At 51.7% G+C, this 16,334-nt stretch carries 16 protein-coding genes; all 16 read right to left on the bottom strand.

The window, feature by feature from the left end; translation table 11 throughout:
* Position 1: 1 nt before the first annotated feature.
* The 16 genes from trmFO to ftsY all read right to left on the bottom strand — a co-directional run bounded on the left by trmFO (position 2) and on the right by ftsY (position 16,303).
* On the bottom strand, positions 2-1,327 hold the full coding sequence (gene trmFO / locus BN6471_RS08175) for a methylenetetrahydrofolate--tRNA-(uracil(54)-C(5))-methyltransferase (FADH(2)-oxidizing) TrmFO (RefSeq protein WP_066647608.1): 1,326 nt from the start codon (positions 1,325-1,327) through the stop codon (positions 2-4).
* Entirely contained in the window at positions 1,308-3,500 is a 2,193-nt protein-coding gene (gene topA / locus BN6471_RS08170) for a type I DNA topoisomerase (protein WP_082903409.1), read from the bottom strand. Before topA ends, trmFO begins: the two co-directional genes overlap by 20 nt.
* A 59-nt stretch (positions 3,501-3,559) precedes the next feature.
* On the bottom strand, positions 3,560-4,666 hold the full coding sequence (gene dprA / locus BN6471_RS08165) for a DNA-processing protein DprA (protein ID WP_066647606.1): 1,107 nt from the start codon (positions 4,664-4,666) through the stop codon (positions 3,560-3,562).
* Positions 4,659-6,203 carry a YifB family Mg chelatase-like AAA ATPase gene (locus tag BN6471_RS08160; protein WP_066647604.1) on the bottom strand — a complete coding sequence of 515 codons (1,545 nt, stop codon included), beginning with the start codon at positions 6,201-6,203 and terminating at the stop codon, positions 4,659-4,661. The genes dprA and BN6471_RS08160 overlap by 8 nt, the downstream gene beginning before the upstream one ends.
* Before the next feature lie 27 nt (positions 6,204-6,230).
* Positions 6,231-9,440 carry a glycosyltransferase family 39 protein gene (locus BN6471_RS08155; RefSeq protein WP_162270196.1) on the bottom strand — a complete coding sequence of 1,070 codons (3,210 nt, stop codon included), beginning with the start codon at positions 9,438-9,440 and terminating at the stop codon, positions 6,231-6,233.
* A 16-nt stretch (positions 9,441-9,456) separates the two neighbouring features.
* Complete coding sequence (locus BN6471_RS08150) at positions 9,457-9,816, bottom strand: YraN family protein (protein ID WP_204213239.1); 360 nt, start codon at positions 9,814-9,816, stop codon at positions 9,457-9,459.
* Positions 9,813-10,448 carry a ribonuclease HII gene (locus BN6471_RS08145; protein ID WP_066647593.1) on the bottom strand — a complete coding sequence of 212 codons (636 nt, stop codon included), beginning with the start codon at positions 10,446-10,448 and terminating at the stop codon, positions 9,813-9,815. Before BN6471_RS08145 ends, BN6471_RS08150 begins: the two co-directional genes overlap by 4 nt.
* Positions 10,449-11,294 carry a ribosome biogenesis GTPase YlqF gene (gene ylqF, locus BN6471_RS08140; protein WP_066647590.1) on the bottom strand — a complete coding sequence of 282 codons (846 nt, stop codon included), beginning with the start codon at positions 11,292-11,294 and terminating at the stop codon, positions 10,449-10,451.
* Between the two features lie 63 nt (positions 11,295-11,357).
* Positions 11,358-11,699: a 50S ribosomal protein L19 gene (rplS, locus tag BN6471_RS08135; protein ID WP_066647587.1), complete on the bottom strand. Its 342-nt coding sequence runs from the start codon at positions 11,697-11,699 to the stop codon at positions 11,358-11,360.
* A 105-nt stretch (positions 11,700-11,804) separates the two neighbouring features.
* On the bottom strand, positions 11,805-12,545 hold the full coding sequence (gene trmD / locus BN6471_RS08130; protein ID WP_330384468.1) for a tRNA (guanosine(37)-N1)-methyltransferase TrmD: 741 nt from the start codon (positions 12,543-12,545) through the stop codon (positions 11,805-11,807).
* Positions 12,532-13,062, bottom strand: a complete 531-nt coding sequence (gene rimM / locus BN6471_RS08125; protein WP_066647585.1) for a ribosome maturation factor RimM — start codon at positions 13,060-13,062, stop codon at positions 12,532-12,534. Before rimM ends, trmD begins: the two co-directional genes overlap by 14 nt.
* Positions 13,059-13,286 (bottom strand): KH domain-containing protein, encoded by a 228-nt coding sequence (locus BN6471_RS08120; protein WP_066647583.1) that lies wholly within the window; start codon positions 13,284-13,286, stop codon positions 13,059-13,061. The genes rimM and BN6471_RS08120 overlap by 4 nt, the downstream gene beginning before the upstream one ends.
* Before the next feature lie 15 nt (positions 13,287-13,301).
* Positions 13,302-13,541 carry a 30S ribosomal protein S16 gene (gene rpsP / locus BN6471_RS08115; protein WP_066647581.1) on the bottom strand — a complete coding sequence of 80 codons (240 nt, stop codon included), beginning with the start codon at positions 13,539-13,541 and terminating at the stop codon, positions 13,302-13,304.
* Positions 13,542-13,607: 66 nt separating this feature from the next.
* A complete protein-coding gene (gene ffh / locus BN6471_RS08110; RefSeq protein ID WP_066647579.1) occupies positions 13,608-14,939 on the bottom strand; it encodes a signal recognition particle protein in 1,332 nt (443 codons plus the stop codon).
* Positions 14,940-15,185: a YlxM family DNA-binding protein gene (gene ylxM, locus BN6471_RS08105; RefSeq protein ID WP_066647577.1), complete on the bottom strand. Its 246-nt coding sequence runs from the start codon at positions 15,183-15,185 to the stop codon at positions 14,940-14,942.
* A gap of 218 nt (positions 15,186-15,403) precedes the next feature.
* The gene (ftsY, locus tag BN6471_RS08100) at positions 15,404-16,303 is read right to left on the bottom strand and encodes a signal recognition particle-docking protein FtsY (RefSeq protein ID WP_066647575.1); all 900 of its coding nucleotides are present in this window, start codon (positions 16,301-16,303) and stop codon (positions 15,404-15,406) included.
* Positions 16,304-16,334: the final 31 nt, after the last annotated feature.

Below are 16,334 nucleotides of genomic sequence, written 5' to 3'. Positions count from 1 at the left end.
CTTAAATGATTGAAAATTCCTCGATCGTTTGCCTTACCCGATCCAGCGCCCGCTGTGCGATGCGCGTATTCTTCTCTTCCTTTTTCCGAACCTTTTCCGAAAGCGGCCGTATGATCCCGAAGTTGATGTTCATCGGCTGGAAATCAGGGGTCACCGCCCCCGAAACATGGTTGCACAAGGCGCCGCTCGCCGTATCGTCAGAAAATTCAGGCAGCGGCTTTCCCAGCATCTCATAAGCTGTAAAGATCCCTGCCATCAGGCCGCTTGACGCGCTTTCCACATATCCTTCCACGCCCGTGATCTGTCCCGCAAAACGGATGTTCGGCTGCTTTTTAAACCGATAATATCTGTCCAGCATTTTAGGCGCATTTAAAAACGTGTTGCGGTGCATCACGCCATAACGTAAAAACTCCGCATGCTTTAGCGCCGGGATCAGCCCAAACACACGCGCTTGTTCCGAAAACTTAAGGTGCGTCTGGAACCCCACCAGGTTATACATGCTTCCGCTCTCGTCCTCGCGCCGCAATTGTACCACGGCAAAAGGTTCCCGCCCTGTCCTGGGATCCGGGAGCCCTTTGGGCTTCAACGGCCCAAACAGCATCGTATCGTGTCCGCGGCCGGCCATCGTTTCGATAGGCATACAGCCCTCGAACACACCGTCCTTTTCAAATCCGTGCATCTGTGCGCACTGCGCCGCCACCAGTTCACGGTAAAAAACCTCATATTCTTCGCGCGTCATCGGGCAATTGACATAGTCGTCCCCGCCATGCTCATAGCGTGAAGCGAAGAACGCATGTTCCATATCGATGCTGGCCGCCGAAACGATAGGCGCCGCCGCATCGAAAAAGTGCAGGTACTCTTCCCCGCTCATCGACCGTATTTCTTCTTCCAGGCCCGCCGAAGTCAGCGGCCCGCTCGCGACCACGACGATTTCATCCCCAAAACGTTTTAGATCCGTAACTTCTTCTGAAAGCACTTCAATATGGGGATGGCCGGAAATCTCTCGCGTCACCGCCTTGGAAAAAGCCTCCCTGTTTACCGCAAGGGCACCTCCCGCCGCAACGCTGTTTTTGTCTGCCGCGCGCATAATCAGGCTGCCTAAGAGCCGCATTTCCTGCTTTAGCAATCCCGCCGCATTGTGGATCCTGTCCGAACGCAGGGAATTGCTGCATACAAGCTCCGCAAACCCATCGCTGCTGTGCGCCGGCGTTTTTTTATGCGGTTTCATTTCGTAAAGCCGCACGCCGATCCCGCGCTTTGCCAATTGGTACGCACACTCGCAGCCCGCCAGCCCCGCACCGATTACATTAACTGTCTTGTTTTGCATCGGTCTTCTTTTTCTGGTTCGTTTCACATTCTGGATTTGAACACTTTTTGTACGCTTTCCCGTACTTGTATTTTGCCTCTACCATGTAAGAACCGCACTTTTCACACTTCTCGTCGAGCGGTTTATCCCAGGAAACAAAATCACAGTTCGGATAATTTTCACAGCCGTAAAAGCTCTTGCCGGACTTTCCGGCGCGTTTGATAACAACATTCCCTCCGCATTTTGGGCAGGGAACGTCCAGCTTTTTGACGATCGGCTTCGTGTTTTTGCAGTCCGGGTAATTGGGACACGCGAGGAATTCACCAAACCGTCCCGTTTTATATACCATGTTCGCGCCGCATTTTTCGCAGATCACGTCCGAAACCTTCTCCGGCAGCTTTACACGTTCGATATTTTTCTCGCCCAGCTCCAAATCCTTTTCAAACGGGCCATAGAAGTTGCGGATCACGTCTTTCCAGTCCGCGCCGTCCTGCTCCACATTGTCGAGCTTTTCTTCCATATCCGCCGTAAACGTGATATCCACGATATCCGCAAAGTTCTTTGCCATCAGGTCTGTCACGATCTCGCCCAGCTCCGTCGGTACAAAGGACTTCGCTTCCTTGCGTACATATCCCCTGTCCTGTATCGTCGAAATGATAGGAGCGTATGTGCTCGGGCGCCCGATCCCGCGTTCTTCCAAAAACTTGATCAGCGCCGCTTCCGTATAACGCGCGGGCGGCTGCGTAAAATTCTGCTTCGGGTTGATGGAGATGAGCTCCAATACGTCCTTGACTTCCGCTTTGGGCAGCATCCTCTGCTCGTCGTCATCTGTTTTGGAATCATATACGGCAAGATGCCCCTTAAAGAGGATGCGCGAGCCGCTTGCCTTGAACGTCTGTCCGTTCGCATCGATGTCATAGCTCAATGTCTCGAACAGGGCGGGCGTCATCTGGCTCGCCAGAAAGCGCGTATAAATCAGCTTATAAAGCTTATACTGGTCGTTCGTCAAAAATTTCTTGATCTCGTCCGGCGTATTTGTAACATACGTCGGCCGGATCGCCTCATGCGCGTCCTGCGCATTTTTGCGTCCACGGTACGTATTCGGCTTTCCAGGCACAAAATCCGGCCCGTATTTTTTCTCTACATATTCGCGTGCGGCAACCTGCGCTTCGCCCGATACGCGCGTGGAATCCGTCCTCATATACGTGATGAGGCCCGTCGTGTTCCCATCGGCAAGCGGCACGCCTTCATACAGCATCTGCGCAAGCATCATCGTCTTCTTTGCGGTAAAACCAAGCTTTCCCGCAGCAGCCTGCTGCAAAAAGCTTGTCGTAAACGGCGGCAGAGCATTTTTCTTTCTCGTCCCGCTGTTCACCTTCTGAACGACAAAATCCGCGCCCTTCACAGCGTCCAAAACTGCCTGCGCGTCCGCTTCTTTTTCCAGCTTTGTTTTTTTGCCGTTCGGCCCGTAATACTTCGCCTCAAATTCCTGGTCATCTTTTTTCAGGTTGGCTGAAATAGTCCAGAATTCCTCCGGTTTAAAACCACGTATCTCGTTTTCACGGTCAACGATCACCTTTACCGCCACGCTCTGTACGCGCCCGGCGGAAAGTCCTTTTTTGACCTTTTTCCACAGAAGCGGGCTTAACTTATATCCCACCAGCCTGTCGAGCACGCGGCGCGCCTGCTGCGCGTCCACGCGGTCCATATCGATCTTGCGCGGCTTTTTGATCGCGCTGGTGACCGCGTCCTTCGTGATCTCATTGAACTCGATCCTGCACTCGTCCCCGACGTCGATCCCCAGCATATTCGCAATGTGCCAGGAGATCGCTTCCCCTTCGCGATCCGGGTCAGTCGCCAGATATACCATTTTCGACTTCTTTGCTTCATCCTTCAGCCCCTTGATCAGCTGTGCTTTTCCGCGGATCGTCGTATATTGCGGTTCAAAATTATTTTCCACGTCTACACCGAACGTGCTTTTCGGCAGGTCGCGCAAATGTCCGTTCGATGCCCTGACAATGTAATTCTTCCCTAAAAACTTCTCGATTGTCTTCGCTTTTGCCGGCGATTCCACGATCACCAGGTTTTTATTTGATGCCGCACTCTTCGTTGTCCTTTTGGCGGCCGTCTTTTTCTTAGCCACAGTTTTTTTTGTTGCTGCCTTCTTTTTCGCGGCAGCCGTTTCGTTTGCCATTCTCTTCCTCCAAAATCCTTCTATCTATTATAACCCACATCCCATGTGTAAGCTGTAAATTAACTGTTAATTCTGAACTTATCGCCCGGAATTCCGTCCACCAGTCCGTTAAGCTCCATCACTGTCAGGACGGTATTGGCCTCCCGCAGCTTTATATCGAGCTCCTGCGCGATCTGCTCCGCGCTCAAAACTTCCTTTAAAAGTAAATTGTATATCTGCGCCTGTAATAAATCAAGCTTATTTGTCTCTTTTTGTTCTTTTCCGGCCCCCAACCCAAAGGACATCTCCCATCCCTGGTCGTTCATTACGTCCGTTGCGCTATGCACGGCCATGGCCCCGGAGTCCATCAGGTAAAGCGGTAGCTTGGCCATCGGCGATTTCAAATCACAGGCCACCGTATATACCTCGCGCCCCTGCAAAAGCGCGTCGTCCACCGTAATGCGCGCGCCGCTCCTTTCCCCGCCTTCCCCCGCGATCAGTACGCGCGACAGCCCCGATACGATCCGGTTCCTCTGCGGAAAAAACTGCGCCTTTGGTTCTGTCCCCGGCAGAAACTCAGAGAGGATCGCCCCGTTTTCGACGATCATATCATAAAGCTTGCGGTTTTCCTTCGGGTATACGACGTCCGCCCCGCACCCAAGGACGGCCACCGTTTTGCCTTTGGCATCGAGCGCGCCCAAATGTGCGGCTGTATCGATGCCGAGCGCCATACCGGATACGATCACTACGCCCTGCGCAGCCAGCCCGCCGGAAAGCTCCCTTGCCATATCAAAACCATTACGCGTCGGACGGCGGGAGCCTACGATGCCGCAAGACATCTCGTCAAATTCCGGCATCCTGCCCTTATAATAAAGGACAGGCGGCGGATTTTCGATCTCTGCCAGCGTATGCGGATAATTCTGGTTCAGCCGCGTCAAAATGCGGATGCCTTTTTTCTCACACAGCGACAATATCCGCTCGATATAAGCGTCATTCGCATTCTGGGCAAGAATATCCGCAAACTTTGCGTTGATCCCCGGAACAAGCCGCCGAATGTCGCCGCAATTGTCCCATGCGTTCTCCAGGTCTGTAAAAGCGTTCAGTATACTGTAAAAACGCACTGGGCCGATCCCCTCGGAGGAAGCCAGCCACACCCAGTATTTTTCCTCGCGCGTGATCTCAGTCATACGAAAATCCCCAATATTTTTTATCCAGCGACCGGTATTGCACCGCCTCTGCAATGTGCACCGTGCCCACCGTTTCGCTTTCATCAAGGTCGGCAATGGTTCGCGCCGCCAGCAGGATCCTCGTATAAGAACGCGCACTCAGCTTCATCTTCTCAAATGCCACGCGCAGCAGCTCCTGCGCCTGCTTTTCGATCGCGCAGTATTCCTTGGCCTCCGCAGTGTTCAATTGGGCATTACAATGCTTTCCAATGCTGCGATACCGCTTTTCCTGCATCTTGCGCGCCGCATTGACCCGTCCGCGCACTTCCCTGCTGCTCTCCTGTTTTTCGTTACTGCGCAATTCGTCGTATTTCACCCTGCTCATTTCCACATGCAGGTCGATCCTGTCAAGGAGAGGCCCGGATATCTTGGACAGATAGCGGCTGATCTGCGTGGGCGTACACCGGCATTCCACATCTTCCGAGCCAAAATTGCCGCACGGGCAAGGGTTCATGGATGCAACAAACATCACGTCCGCGGGATACGTCACCTTACTGTTCGCGCGGGAAACCGTAATTTTTCCATCCTCCAGCGGCTGGCGCAGCGCTTCTAAAATATCGCGCCGGAACTCCGGCAGTTCATCAAAATAGAGTACGCCGCAATGCGCAAGGCTGATCTCACCTGGGCGGTTCTTGATGCCGCCGCCTGTGACCGCCACTGCCGAGCTCATGTGGTGCGGGCTGCGGAACGGGCGCGTCCTGATGATGCCATTGTCATCTTCCAGTTCACCCGCAATGGAATGCATTTTGGTCACTTCCAGCGCTTCCTCAAACGTCAGGTCGGGCAATATCCCCGGCAACGCTTTTGCCAGCATGCTTTTTCCCGATCCCGGCGAGCCGATCAGCAGGATATTATGCATGCCAGCCGCCGCGATCTCCATCGCGCGCTTTGCCTTTTCCTGGCCCTTGATATCCTTGAAATCAACATCCGCATCCTTGCTGTCCTGCGGCGCTTTCCAGGCAGACGGCGGAAAAAATTCCGGCTGCCGCGTTTTATTGAGGATTTCCGTCAGTTCCAATAAATTTTTGACCGGTAATATCTTTACATCCTGGATATAGCTTGCTTCCTGCGCATTTCCCTCCGGTACGACCATAAAATTGAACCCGCGGCGGCGCGCCTCGATCACCATTGGCAAGATGCCGTTCACAGGCCGTATGTCGCCGTTTAAGGAGAGTTCGCCAAATACGACCATATACTTGAGCAGCTCAGGCAAAACCTGCTCGCTGGCCGCAAGAAGCCCTACAGCGATCGCAAGGTCATAGAGCGGGCCTTCCTTTTTCAGATCCGCCGGGGCAAGGTTTACCGTGATACGCTTTGACGGGTATTCAAAACCCGAATTTTTGATCGCGCTGCGTACCCGTTCCTTACTTTCCTTGATCGCCGTATCGCCAAGCCCCACCAGCTCATAGGCCGGCAGGCCGTTATAGACATCCGTTTCAACAAGCACCGGATATCCTTCGATCCCCTTGAGCCCGAAGCTCAATACCTTCGCCAGCATCCCCCATCCCCCTTATAAAAGACGCTATCAGCCATAAAACGGCCATGTCGGCAGCCACCTTAAGGCCGCCAGATAATCCGGGTTGGCCGGGATCCCCGTGATCACCGGATAAAACGCGATGAACATCCCCACGCACGCCGCGACAAAGATCCATCCGAATTGTTTCCCATATTTATAATCCTGTTCCATGTTTTGCAGCCAGTACACGATCAGCAGGATCAGGAACGGTACGGTTGCAAAATAGTGGTAGATAAATACTTCGCGTGAAATAAACCACCATGGCATGAACTGCGAAAGTGCCGCGACCGCAAGGAACGTGATCCCCCAATGCTTGTGCTTTCCTTTTGCGCTGTCCACGATCAGCCAGATGCACGCCACTACGCCTGTCCACCAGATGAGCGGGTTCCCCATGGTGGAAAGCGTCGATACCGTGCCCGTTACATCATTATGCCCATTAAAGAACAACACGGGCCGCACGTCCGCCGGCCAGGAATACCACATCGACGAGAACGGATGCACCGTCGCCGGATCCAGCGTGGAATGGTAATTGAGCATATAGAACTGGTTGCCCACCACACTATAATGGTATTTCAGGTCGTCGGTATTGATCCATTCATAGGCCTTGCCCGTCGTCACCTGCGTATACGGGATATACGAAAGCAGGTAGATACCGACCGGGATCAGGATGAAGAAAAATACGCAGCTCGCAAGGATAATTGCAACATTGTATTTATATGTTTTGACGATCCTTTCATAATCCGGGGCGCGGCTCTGCTTCGCGAAGCGGTATTCCCTGCTTCGCTTCCACATGGTAATGAGGAAAATCACAAGCAGTCCTGCGCCCGCGTACATACACAGCCATTTCGTAGCGGCGCCGATCCCGAAGAACAGCCCGCTCAAAAACAGCGGCACAATACTCTTTGAGAGCTTTTGCTTGTTGAAATTCGCCTGTGTAAACTGGAACATGAAGAAATACATCAACATGATCCACAGGATACTATAGCTGTCGATCGTACCGATCCTGGTTTGGGCGAAATGCATAAAATCAGCCGCAAGCAGGATCGTGGCAAACGCCGCATATTTTGTCTTTTTAAACAGCATCTTCCCAAACAGGTAGATGACAGGCAGCATGATAACGCCCGTGAGCGTCCCCATAAACCGCCACCCGAACGGATTCATGCCGAACAATTGGATACCCAGCGACAAAATCAGCTTCCCAAGCGGCGGATGCGTGATCTCGTAGGGCTGTAATTGATGGATGTTTTCATACGCCGTGCGCACATGATAGATTTCATCAAAGTAAAAATCCGTCATGTAGGTAGATTCTTCCGGGATCAACTCCTGTTCATCAAACAGGTTCTGCGCGTCCGGCGAATCGGAAACGATCTTTTCAGGTACGATCCACTTCCCGGCCGCATCTTTGACGGCGAGCTCCAAAACAGGCAGCTCTCCCTCGTCGATCGGCTCCAGCCTCAAATATTTTGCGGCGATGTCCGTATTATATACCTGCCAGCGATACATGTTCTTGAACTGGTGATCAACCGAGTTCTGTGTTTCCGTCCCTTTTTTTAACTCGACAGGCGCAAAAGTCACCCCGTCTGTCGAATATTGGATGTCAAATTTTTCCTCGCCGTAACCCGCATAATACTTGATTTGCGATATCTGCTCGACCTGAGAGAATTCCATCGTTACAGGCTCGGTCAATACATTGGCCGTTTCCGGTATTTGGAATGTCCCCAGATTGGTAAAAGCCACGACAGCATAAATAACAGTGATCAGCAGCATGACCCACGTATCTTTTCTTGTCATACCGACCTTCTTTTCGCGAAAGCCGTCCAGCCGCATCTGCTCCGGGCATTTTTGCTTTTCCCCAGCCGCTTCTTCGGGTACAGGCTGCTTATATTTCACACGTCCGAGTGCGATTTGCGTGATCACAAATGCAGTAAAAATGAAAATTGCCATATTGAGTGCCGAAACCGCCACGACCCATCCCTGCGGAATGACGACCTGATAATAGTAAAGCGTCAGGCTTTGGTTCAGCAGCAGCGCAATAAACGTCAGCGACGTGCACAGGATCAGCCGCCTGTCGCGGATGAAGATATAAGCAAAAAGCAACAGGATCGGCACCGGGAACAAATAGCGCTCATGCATCCCATGCCCCAGTGCGAACACGCCCATGATGATAAAAGCTGCGATGGCAAAGAGAAATTCTTTTTTGGGATTTTTGATATACATCCAAAGCGCATAGAGGCAAACCGCCACGATCAGGATGAAGCCCCACACGTTTGCGCTTAAGCCCAGGAACACGAGGCTGGAAGCGTCCGCAAAATTGACGCCCAGCATACCGTACAGGTTAAAAGCATTGAGTGTCACCTGCGGGTATTGCCCGATCGTCCCCAACATCCGGCTCACAAGCCACATCGGTTCCTGGCCTGTCCCAAACGGAAGCGGTACCAAAAAGAACAGCGCCGCCATCACACCGATAGAAGCCAGAAGCGTGGCCACGCCTTTTTTCCTGTTCTCACTGCGTACAATATTGCGTATCAGCACATATAAAAGTACGGGAGCGATCATAATGGCCTGCGGCTTCAATAAGAACGCCAGCATAAAGGCAGCGGAGGAAAGCACCAGCTTGTCCTTCACCATCAGCCAGACCGTAAGTACCATCATCATCGTCACGAGGATATCCACCTGTCCCCATGCGCTGGAATTGAAAATAACCGCGGGGTTCAGGAGCAGGAACATACTCAAAAACAACGCCGAGCCATTGCCGAATTTTTTGCGCGATATCCGGTAAACGGCGTAAGCGGCCACGATATCGCAGATCATCGCGGGCAGCCGTATCATCATCGCGAACAACTGGGAATTGATATCCACGGAAAACGCATCCCGCAGGAACCCCAGGAAAGAAAGCGCATATACATAGAGCGGCGGATAGTCCGCAAAAAAATCGCTGGTGTAGAAATGGGCAAACCCGCCTTCATAAGAGTAGTTCGCCCAGGCCTTAAAGCAGTCCATATCCGTCATATAGCCCGGGAGCGAATACGCAATGGCGATCCGTATCAAAAAGGCGACCGCCGCAAATACGACAAAGGCGCCCACCGAAGAAAGCTGCTTTTTAAAAGGATTCGGTTGTTTTTTCGCATGGTACAAATATACCATCAGCATCAAAAAAATCACACCTAAAACGGTGAACCAAACAATGAATTCATTCTGTATTTTCAATTGTGCTTCCATGCCTGTTCCGCTCCGCTCAGACGCCAAACGCATTCCTTAAATAATTTATGGAAAAACCCACATCTCCTGCGGATACCTCTGCCACGTCAAAACGAAAATTTGACTCCTTTATGTTATTTTGCATAATGTACCACTGCGCTGTTTTGATAATCATCTGTTGTTTCCTGTAAGTCACAGCCTCCCCCGCCGTTCCGTACGCATTGGAGGAACGCGTCTTGACTTCCACAAATACGATCGTATCCCCATCGCGCGCGACCAGGTCTATTTCGCCCTTTTTTGCCCGATAGTTGCGGGCAAGCACCCGCATACCACATTTTTTCAGATATTCACAGGTAAATTCTTCTCCTGCCCTGCCCATCGCCTGCCGGTCCATCATTCCCCCAGGATCTTCTTCAAAAAAGTCTTTCTGTGGATATCGAGTATCCCATATTCGCGGATCGCCTCATAATGCGCCTGCGTACCGTATCCCTTGTGCCTTGCGAACAGGTATTGCGGATACTGCGCATCATATTCACGCATGATCCTGTCACGCGTTACCTTGGCCAGGATAGATGCGGCAGCAATGGTATACACCTTTGCGTCTCCTTTTACAAGCGGCGTATAGGGAATATCCGTTTTGATCGTCATTGCGTCCGTATACACATGCTCCGGCCTGACATGCAGGCTGGCAAGGGCATCCTCAAACGCCAGTCGCGCCGCGTTCAGGATATTGATCTCGTCTATTGTTTTATTATCTATCACACTCACCGAATAATCAACCGCTTTTTCGATAATCACCTCATATAACGCTTCCCTGCGCTTTTCGGATATCTTTTTGGAATCGTCGATTCCCCAAATCAGGTCATCCTTTGGCATGATCACACATGCGGCGACGACAGGCCCTGCAAGAGGCCCGCGGCCCGCTTCGTCAATACCGGCGATCAAGTATTGCCCCTGCGTCCAATGAAGCTTTTCATATTCCGTCATCACGGCGAGTTTTTCCCTTTGTCGTTCTTCCCGCTTCCCCATCTAAACGCGCTCCGGCTTTTCTAAGGATATCCTGCCCATTTTCCCGTTCTTAAATTCGTCGAGCAGCGTTTTTGCGCCGCGCTCCGTATCAAAATTGCCGCCTTTCAAGAGGAATCCGCGCGACTTACAGATATCACAGAGTATCTCATACGGAGCTTTGTCGATATCCTCAAGCTTATAACGCTCCAAAAGCATTTTTGGCGCGGATACCTTAAGCAGTGCAATCAAATGGAAAGCAAGCGCTTCTTCATCCAGGATATCCAGTTTGACACTGCCGATCAGGGCAACGGCCGCCCCGGTTTTTTCATCCTTGAATTTTGGCCACAAAAGCCCCGGCGTATCCATGATCTCCAGATATTCGTCCACCTTGGCCCATTGCAGCGAACGCGTCACACCCGGCTTGTTCCCTTCCTGCAGCCTTTTTCCGCCTGCCAGACGGTTGAGGATCGCCGATTTGCCAACGTTCGGTATCCCCGCCACCATGCAGCGAAGCGTTTTGTTCATGCCGCGGGCCTTGTATTTTTCCAGGATGTCCTGCGCACAATCCAGAATGCTCTTCTTTAATTGCTTCGTATTACCCTTTGTCGCAGAAAAAGCGACTGCACGGATTCCCTGCTTTGAAAAATAGGAGAGCCAGTTTTTTGTGATATTTTCATCCGCCAGATCCGCCTTGTTGAGGATATAAAAGCGCGTCTTTGAAGCAAACATATCGTCAAAATCCGGGTTCAGCGAACTCTTGGGCGCACGCGCGTCCAGCACCTCGATGACCAGATCGATCGCCTTCAGTTTGTCCTTTAGTTGCCTGCGGGCCTTGGTCATGTGCCCCGGATACCATTGAATATCCATTTCTGTCTCCTCCGGATAAAAAAACAAGGGCTTAAATGATTTTAAGCCCCCGTTTTGCAATGCTTATTTCTCTCTGATCCTAGCGGCTTTACCCACTCTGTCACGCAGATAGAAAAGCTTCGCCCTGCGAACCTGTCCATGACGCAGCACTTCGATCTTATCCACACGGGGCGAATGGATCGGGAATGTTCTTTCTACGCCAATGCCATAGGATAACCTGCGGACTGTGATCGTCTCCGAAAGGCCGCCGCCTTTTTTGGCGATCAGGTATCCCTCAAAAGCCTGCAATCTTTCCCGCTGTCCTTCGACAACCTTTACATATACTTTGACTGTATCGCCAACCCTTAATACCGGCACATCGCTCTTTAACTGTTCTGCTTCTACCGCCTTGATAATATCATTCATTTTCAAAAGCCTCCTTCCCCTACAGACGTTCTTACCCGCATATTCGGGCAGCGGACCATCCTAATTCAAAAAACATTAAAAGTTTACCATAACCTGATAAAATAATCAAGTTCGATTTTGTGATTTTTCCAGAAAAGCCCTGTCACTGTCGCTAAGCTCCGCCTGCTGAAGCAGTTCCGGCCGTTCCCGCAATGTCTTCAGGAGGGCCTGCTGCCGCTGCCACGCGGCAATATTCTTGTGGTGTCCCGATAACAATACCTCCGGTACCTCCAACCCACGAAAGGAAGACGGTCGCGTATACTGCGGATATTCAAGCAGGTTCCCGCTGAAGCTTTCCTCGCTGACCGATTCGTCATTGGAGAGCACCCCCGGCACATAGCGCATCACGCAATCCATCAACACCATTGCCGGCAGCTCCCCACCGGTCAGGACATAATCCCCAATGGAGACCTCCTCGTCGATGCAATGGTCGAGCACGCGCTGGTCAACGCCTTCGTAGTGGCCGCACAGGATATTAAGTACGTCATATCCGGCAAACCGTCTTGCGGCCTCCTGCGTCAATGTTTTCCCCGCAGGCGACATATACACATTCAGGCACCTTTTTCCCGCATACTTTTTTTCCAGCATATCAAAGCTGTCGAAAAGCGGCTGCGGCATAAAAAGCATACCTGCCCCGCCGCCGAAGGGATAGTCGTCCACACGGTTGTGTTTATCCTCCGTATAATCGCGGATATTCACCATACCTATCTCAACCAGCTGCTTTGTGATCGCTTTTTCGCAGAGGCTCGTCCCCGTAAAAGCCGAAAACATCTCCGGAAAAATCGTGAGACAATTAAACGTCATCATAGATCGAAACCTCGCCGAGCCGCTGCTCATCTACCACAATTTTTCCATGGGCCAAATCTTTTTCGAGTATCACGCCGGGGATCGAAGGAAACATGCAATTTCCTCTTCCTTCGGTTTTCACCACGTAAACGTCAGCCGCCCCGTTTTGCAGGATATCCGCAAGCTTGCCGACCACGCTGCCGTCCTGTGTCTGTACGCAAAGGCCGATCAGGTCGCGTATATAATGGGCCCCTTGCGGAAGCTGTGCCGCGTGTTCCCTGTCGACATACAGCATCGCGCCGCGCAAAGCGTCTGCCGCGTTACGGTCGTCATATCCTTCGAGCTTCAAATACGCATACCGTGCGTCCACCCTCGCGGAGTGCACACGGACGCCCTCATAGCTTCCATCTTCTCGCCGAAAAAAAACCTGCTCAAGATAGGAAAAGCGGGACAGGTCGTCCGTATAGGCGTCCATTTTGATTTCGCCCCGGATGCCCTGCGGCTTTAAAATGCGCCCCAGTTCAAAAAAATCCGTCATATGATCTCAACGATATATTTTTTTGACGCCTTGGATGTCGCCGCCTTCACAACAGTGCGGATCGCTTTGGCGATCCTGCCCTGCTTGCCAATGACCTTGCCCATATCATCCGGCGCAACGCTCAATTCCAGAACAAAAGCATTGTCTTCCTCGCGTTCCACGACTTTCACGGCATCCGGATCGTCCACAAGGTTTTTGGCAATGTATTCTACCAATTCACGCATAAGTCCTCACCTTTATTAGTTGATCGCGCCGCTCTTTTTCAGCAATGCGCGCGCCGTCTCCGTCGGCTGTGCGCCGTTGCTGATCCAGCCCTGCGCTTTTTCATTGTCAAGCTTCAAGTCTTTTGTAAGCGGATTGTAGTATCCAAGTTCTTCGATGTAACGTCCGTCACGGGGCGCCCTCTCGTCTGCAACGACCATCCTGTAAAAAGGATTTTTCTTGGAACCCATTCTCTTCAATCTGATTTTTACTGACATACTAACCTCCAAAAATACCATTCATAAAATAATTATTATCTACCGCTGTGCGGTTATAATCTGTCTTTACATGCCAAAAGGCATCCGCCCCATCATGCCGCGCTTCTTTCCTCCCTTGCCGGAAAACTGCTTGAGCATCTTTTTCATCTGGTCAAACTGGTTTAAGAGCCTGTTGACCTCCTGCACGCTCGTACCGCTGCCCGCGCTGATACGCCTTCTTCTCGAGGCATTGATCACCTGCGGATTGCGCCGTTCCTCTGTCGTCATGGAGCGCACGATCGCTTTTGTCCGCTCCAGCTGCTTCTCATCGAGCGTCATACCCTTTAATTTGTTGCCGCCCGGCATCATGGCCATGATATCGCTTAATGATCCCATATCCTGCAGCTGTTCCATCTGGTCAAGGAAATCCTCCAGTGTCAGCTGGTCTTTGGATATTTTCTTTTGCAGCTCTAATGCGCTCTTTTCCTCAAACGCTGTTTCCGCTTTTTCGATCAGCGTCAGCACATCGCCCATACCGAGTATCCTCGAGGCCATGCGATCCGGGTAAAAAGGTTCGATATCCGTCAGCTTTTCGCCCACGCCTACAAATTTGATTGGCTTGCCCGTCACCGCACGTACGGACATCGCCGCGCCGCCGCGGGTGTCGCCGTCGATCTTGGTTAAGATCACGCCGTCGATCCCAATATTGTCATTGAACGTTGTCGCGGCGTTCACCGCGTCCTGTCCGGTCATCGCATCCAGAACGAGCAGCGTTTCCGTGGGCTTCGCCGTCTGCTTCAGATCCCTAAGCTCTGCCATCATCTCGTCGTCGATGTGCAGCCGTCCTGCCGTGTCCACAATGATGATATCGCAGCCGAGCTTGTTTGCCTGCTTCAGCGCTTCCTTATAAATTTTGGAAGCGTTGTCTTGCCCCATATCGAAAACATCCACGCCGACCTGCTCGCCTACTACGTGCAGCTGCTTGATCGCGGCCGGACGGTAGATGTCGCACGCCACCAATAAAGGTTTTTTCCCTTGCTTTTTATAATATCCAGCCAGCTTTGCGCAAAAGGTTGTCTTACCCGCCCCCTGCAAGCCCATCATCATAATGACGGTCGGCGGGCTGCCGGCCAGCTTGATCTCCGATTGTTTGCCGCCCAAAAGCTCCGTCAGTTCGTCACGGACGAGTTTGATGACCTGCTGTCCCGGCGTGAGGCTTTCCAGGATCCCGGAACCCACTGCCTTTTCCGAAAGCTCCTTGATGAATTTCTTGACCACCAGAAAGTTGACGTCAGCTTCCAAAAGCACGAGCTTCACCTCGCGCATCGCCGTTTTGATATCGCCTTCCGAAAGCTTGCCCCGCGCGGTCAATTTTCTAAAAACATTTTGTAATTTTTCCGCAATTCCTTCAAATGCCATTTACTTCTCCTCGCCCAGCTGTTTTTCGACCAGGCCGAGCTTACGCTCCATGTCTTCCAATTTCACCTGTGCACGCCTTAAAGTATCGAGCACGCCCTGCCTTGATATCCCGCATTCCTGCGCGATCTCCGCCAATGAATAATCATCGTTGTAATATAATGCAAATACGCTTGCCTGCTTTTGCGTCAGGAATTCGCCATAAAAATCATAATACAGACTCAGTTTCAGATCCTTCTCGCGTTTCATAGCGTACCGCCTATCCCAAAAAACAGGTGTAAAGCTACACGCCTTTACACCTGTCTGATTATACTTGTTTTTTCCATATCTGTCAAGCAAAAAGCCTTTACACCTACAGCCTGATCAGCCGCTCCCGCGAAACCGGCTTCCCATGTCCCGGATAAAACCAGTCCGCCCATATTCATGACCGTGATTGCCGCCAAAACGCAGCGGAATAATCTTTGTCATCAATCCAAAATCGCCTCCGCGAATTCCCGCGCGTCAAATGGCTGCAAGTCGTCTACGCCTTCCCCGACGCCAATAAAGCGGACAGGTACGCCCGTCATGTCCTTGACCGCGCACACAACGCCGCCTTTTGCCGTTCCGTCGAGTTTGGTCAGGATGATCCCCGTGAGCCTCACGCTTTCATTGAATACTTCCGTCTGGGAGATCGCGTTTTGTCCCGTCGTTGCGTCCACCACCAAAAACGTTTCCCTCGCTGCCTCCGGATAGGACTTATCCACCACGCGGTTGATCTTCTCCAGCTCACTCATCAAATTCTTCTTATTGTGCAGCCTGCCGGCAGTATCGATGATCAAAAGGTCGATGTCCGCGTGCTTGCCTGCGTCGATTGCATCATATACCACAGCCGCAGGGTCAGCGCCCTCCGCATATTTGATCACGCGCGTATTCGTCCGTTCCCCCCAGATGGAAAGCTGTTCCGCCGCCGCCGCGCGGAAGGTATCCGCCGCTGCCAGCATCACTTTTTTCCCTGCCTGCCCATAATAGTTTGCAAGCTTGCCGATCGCCGTTGTCTTTCCCACGCCATTGACGCCTACGACCAGCATCACCGTCGGTTTTTTGACCTCCAGCGGAGGCGCGCTCATATATTCCGCTAAAATGCCGGCCAGCACTTCCTTGATCTCGGAAGAATCCGAAATCTTGTTTTCTTTGACGGTATCGCGCAACGATTCGATAATCTTATCCGTCGTCGCATACCCGATATCCGATAAGATCAACGCTTCTTCCAGCTCCTCAAAAAACTCCTCGTCAACTTTCCTGAAATTTTTGATGACATTGTTTACCTTTGCCGAGATATTGTCCCTCGTTTTATTGACACGTTCTTTTAATTTATCAAAAAAGCCCATATTTATCCTCGCTCTCTCTTTTTCCTGTTCA

The organism is Christensenella timonensis, from assembly GCF_900087015.1.
Classification (GTDB): domain Bacteria; phylum Bacillota; class Clostridia; order Christensenellales; family Christensenellaceae; genus Christensenella; species Christensenella timonensis.
This window is presented reverse-complemented; position numbering and strand designations above follow the sequence as displayed.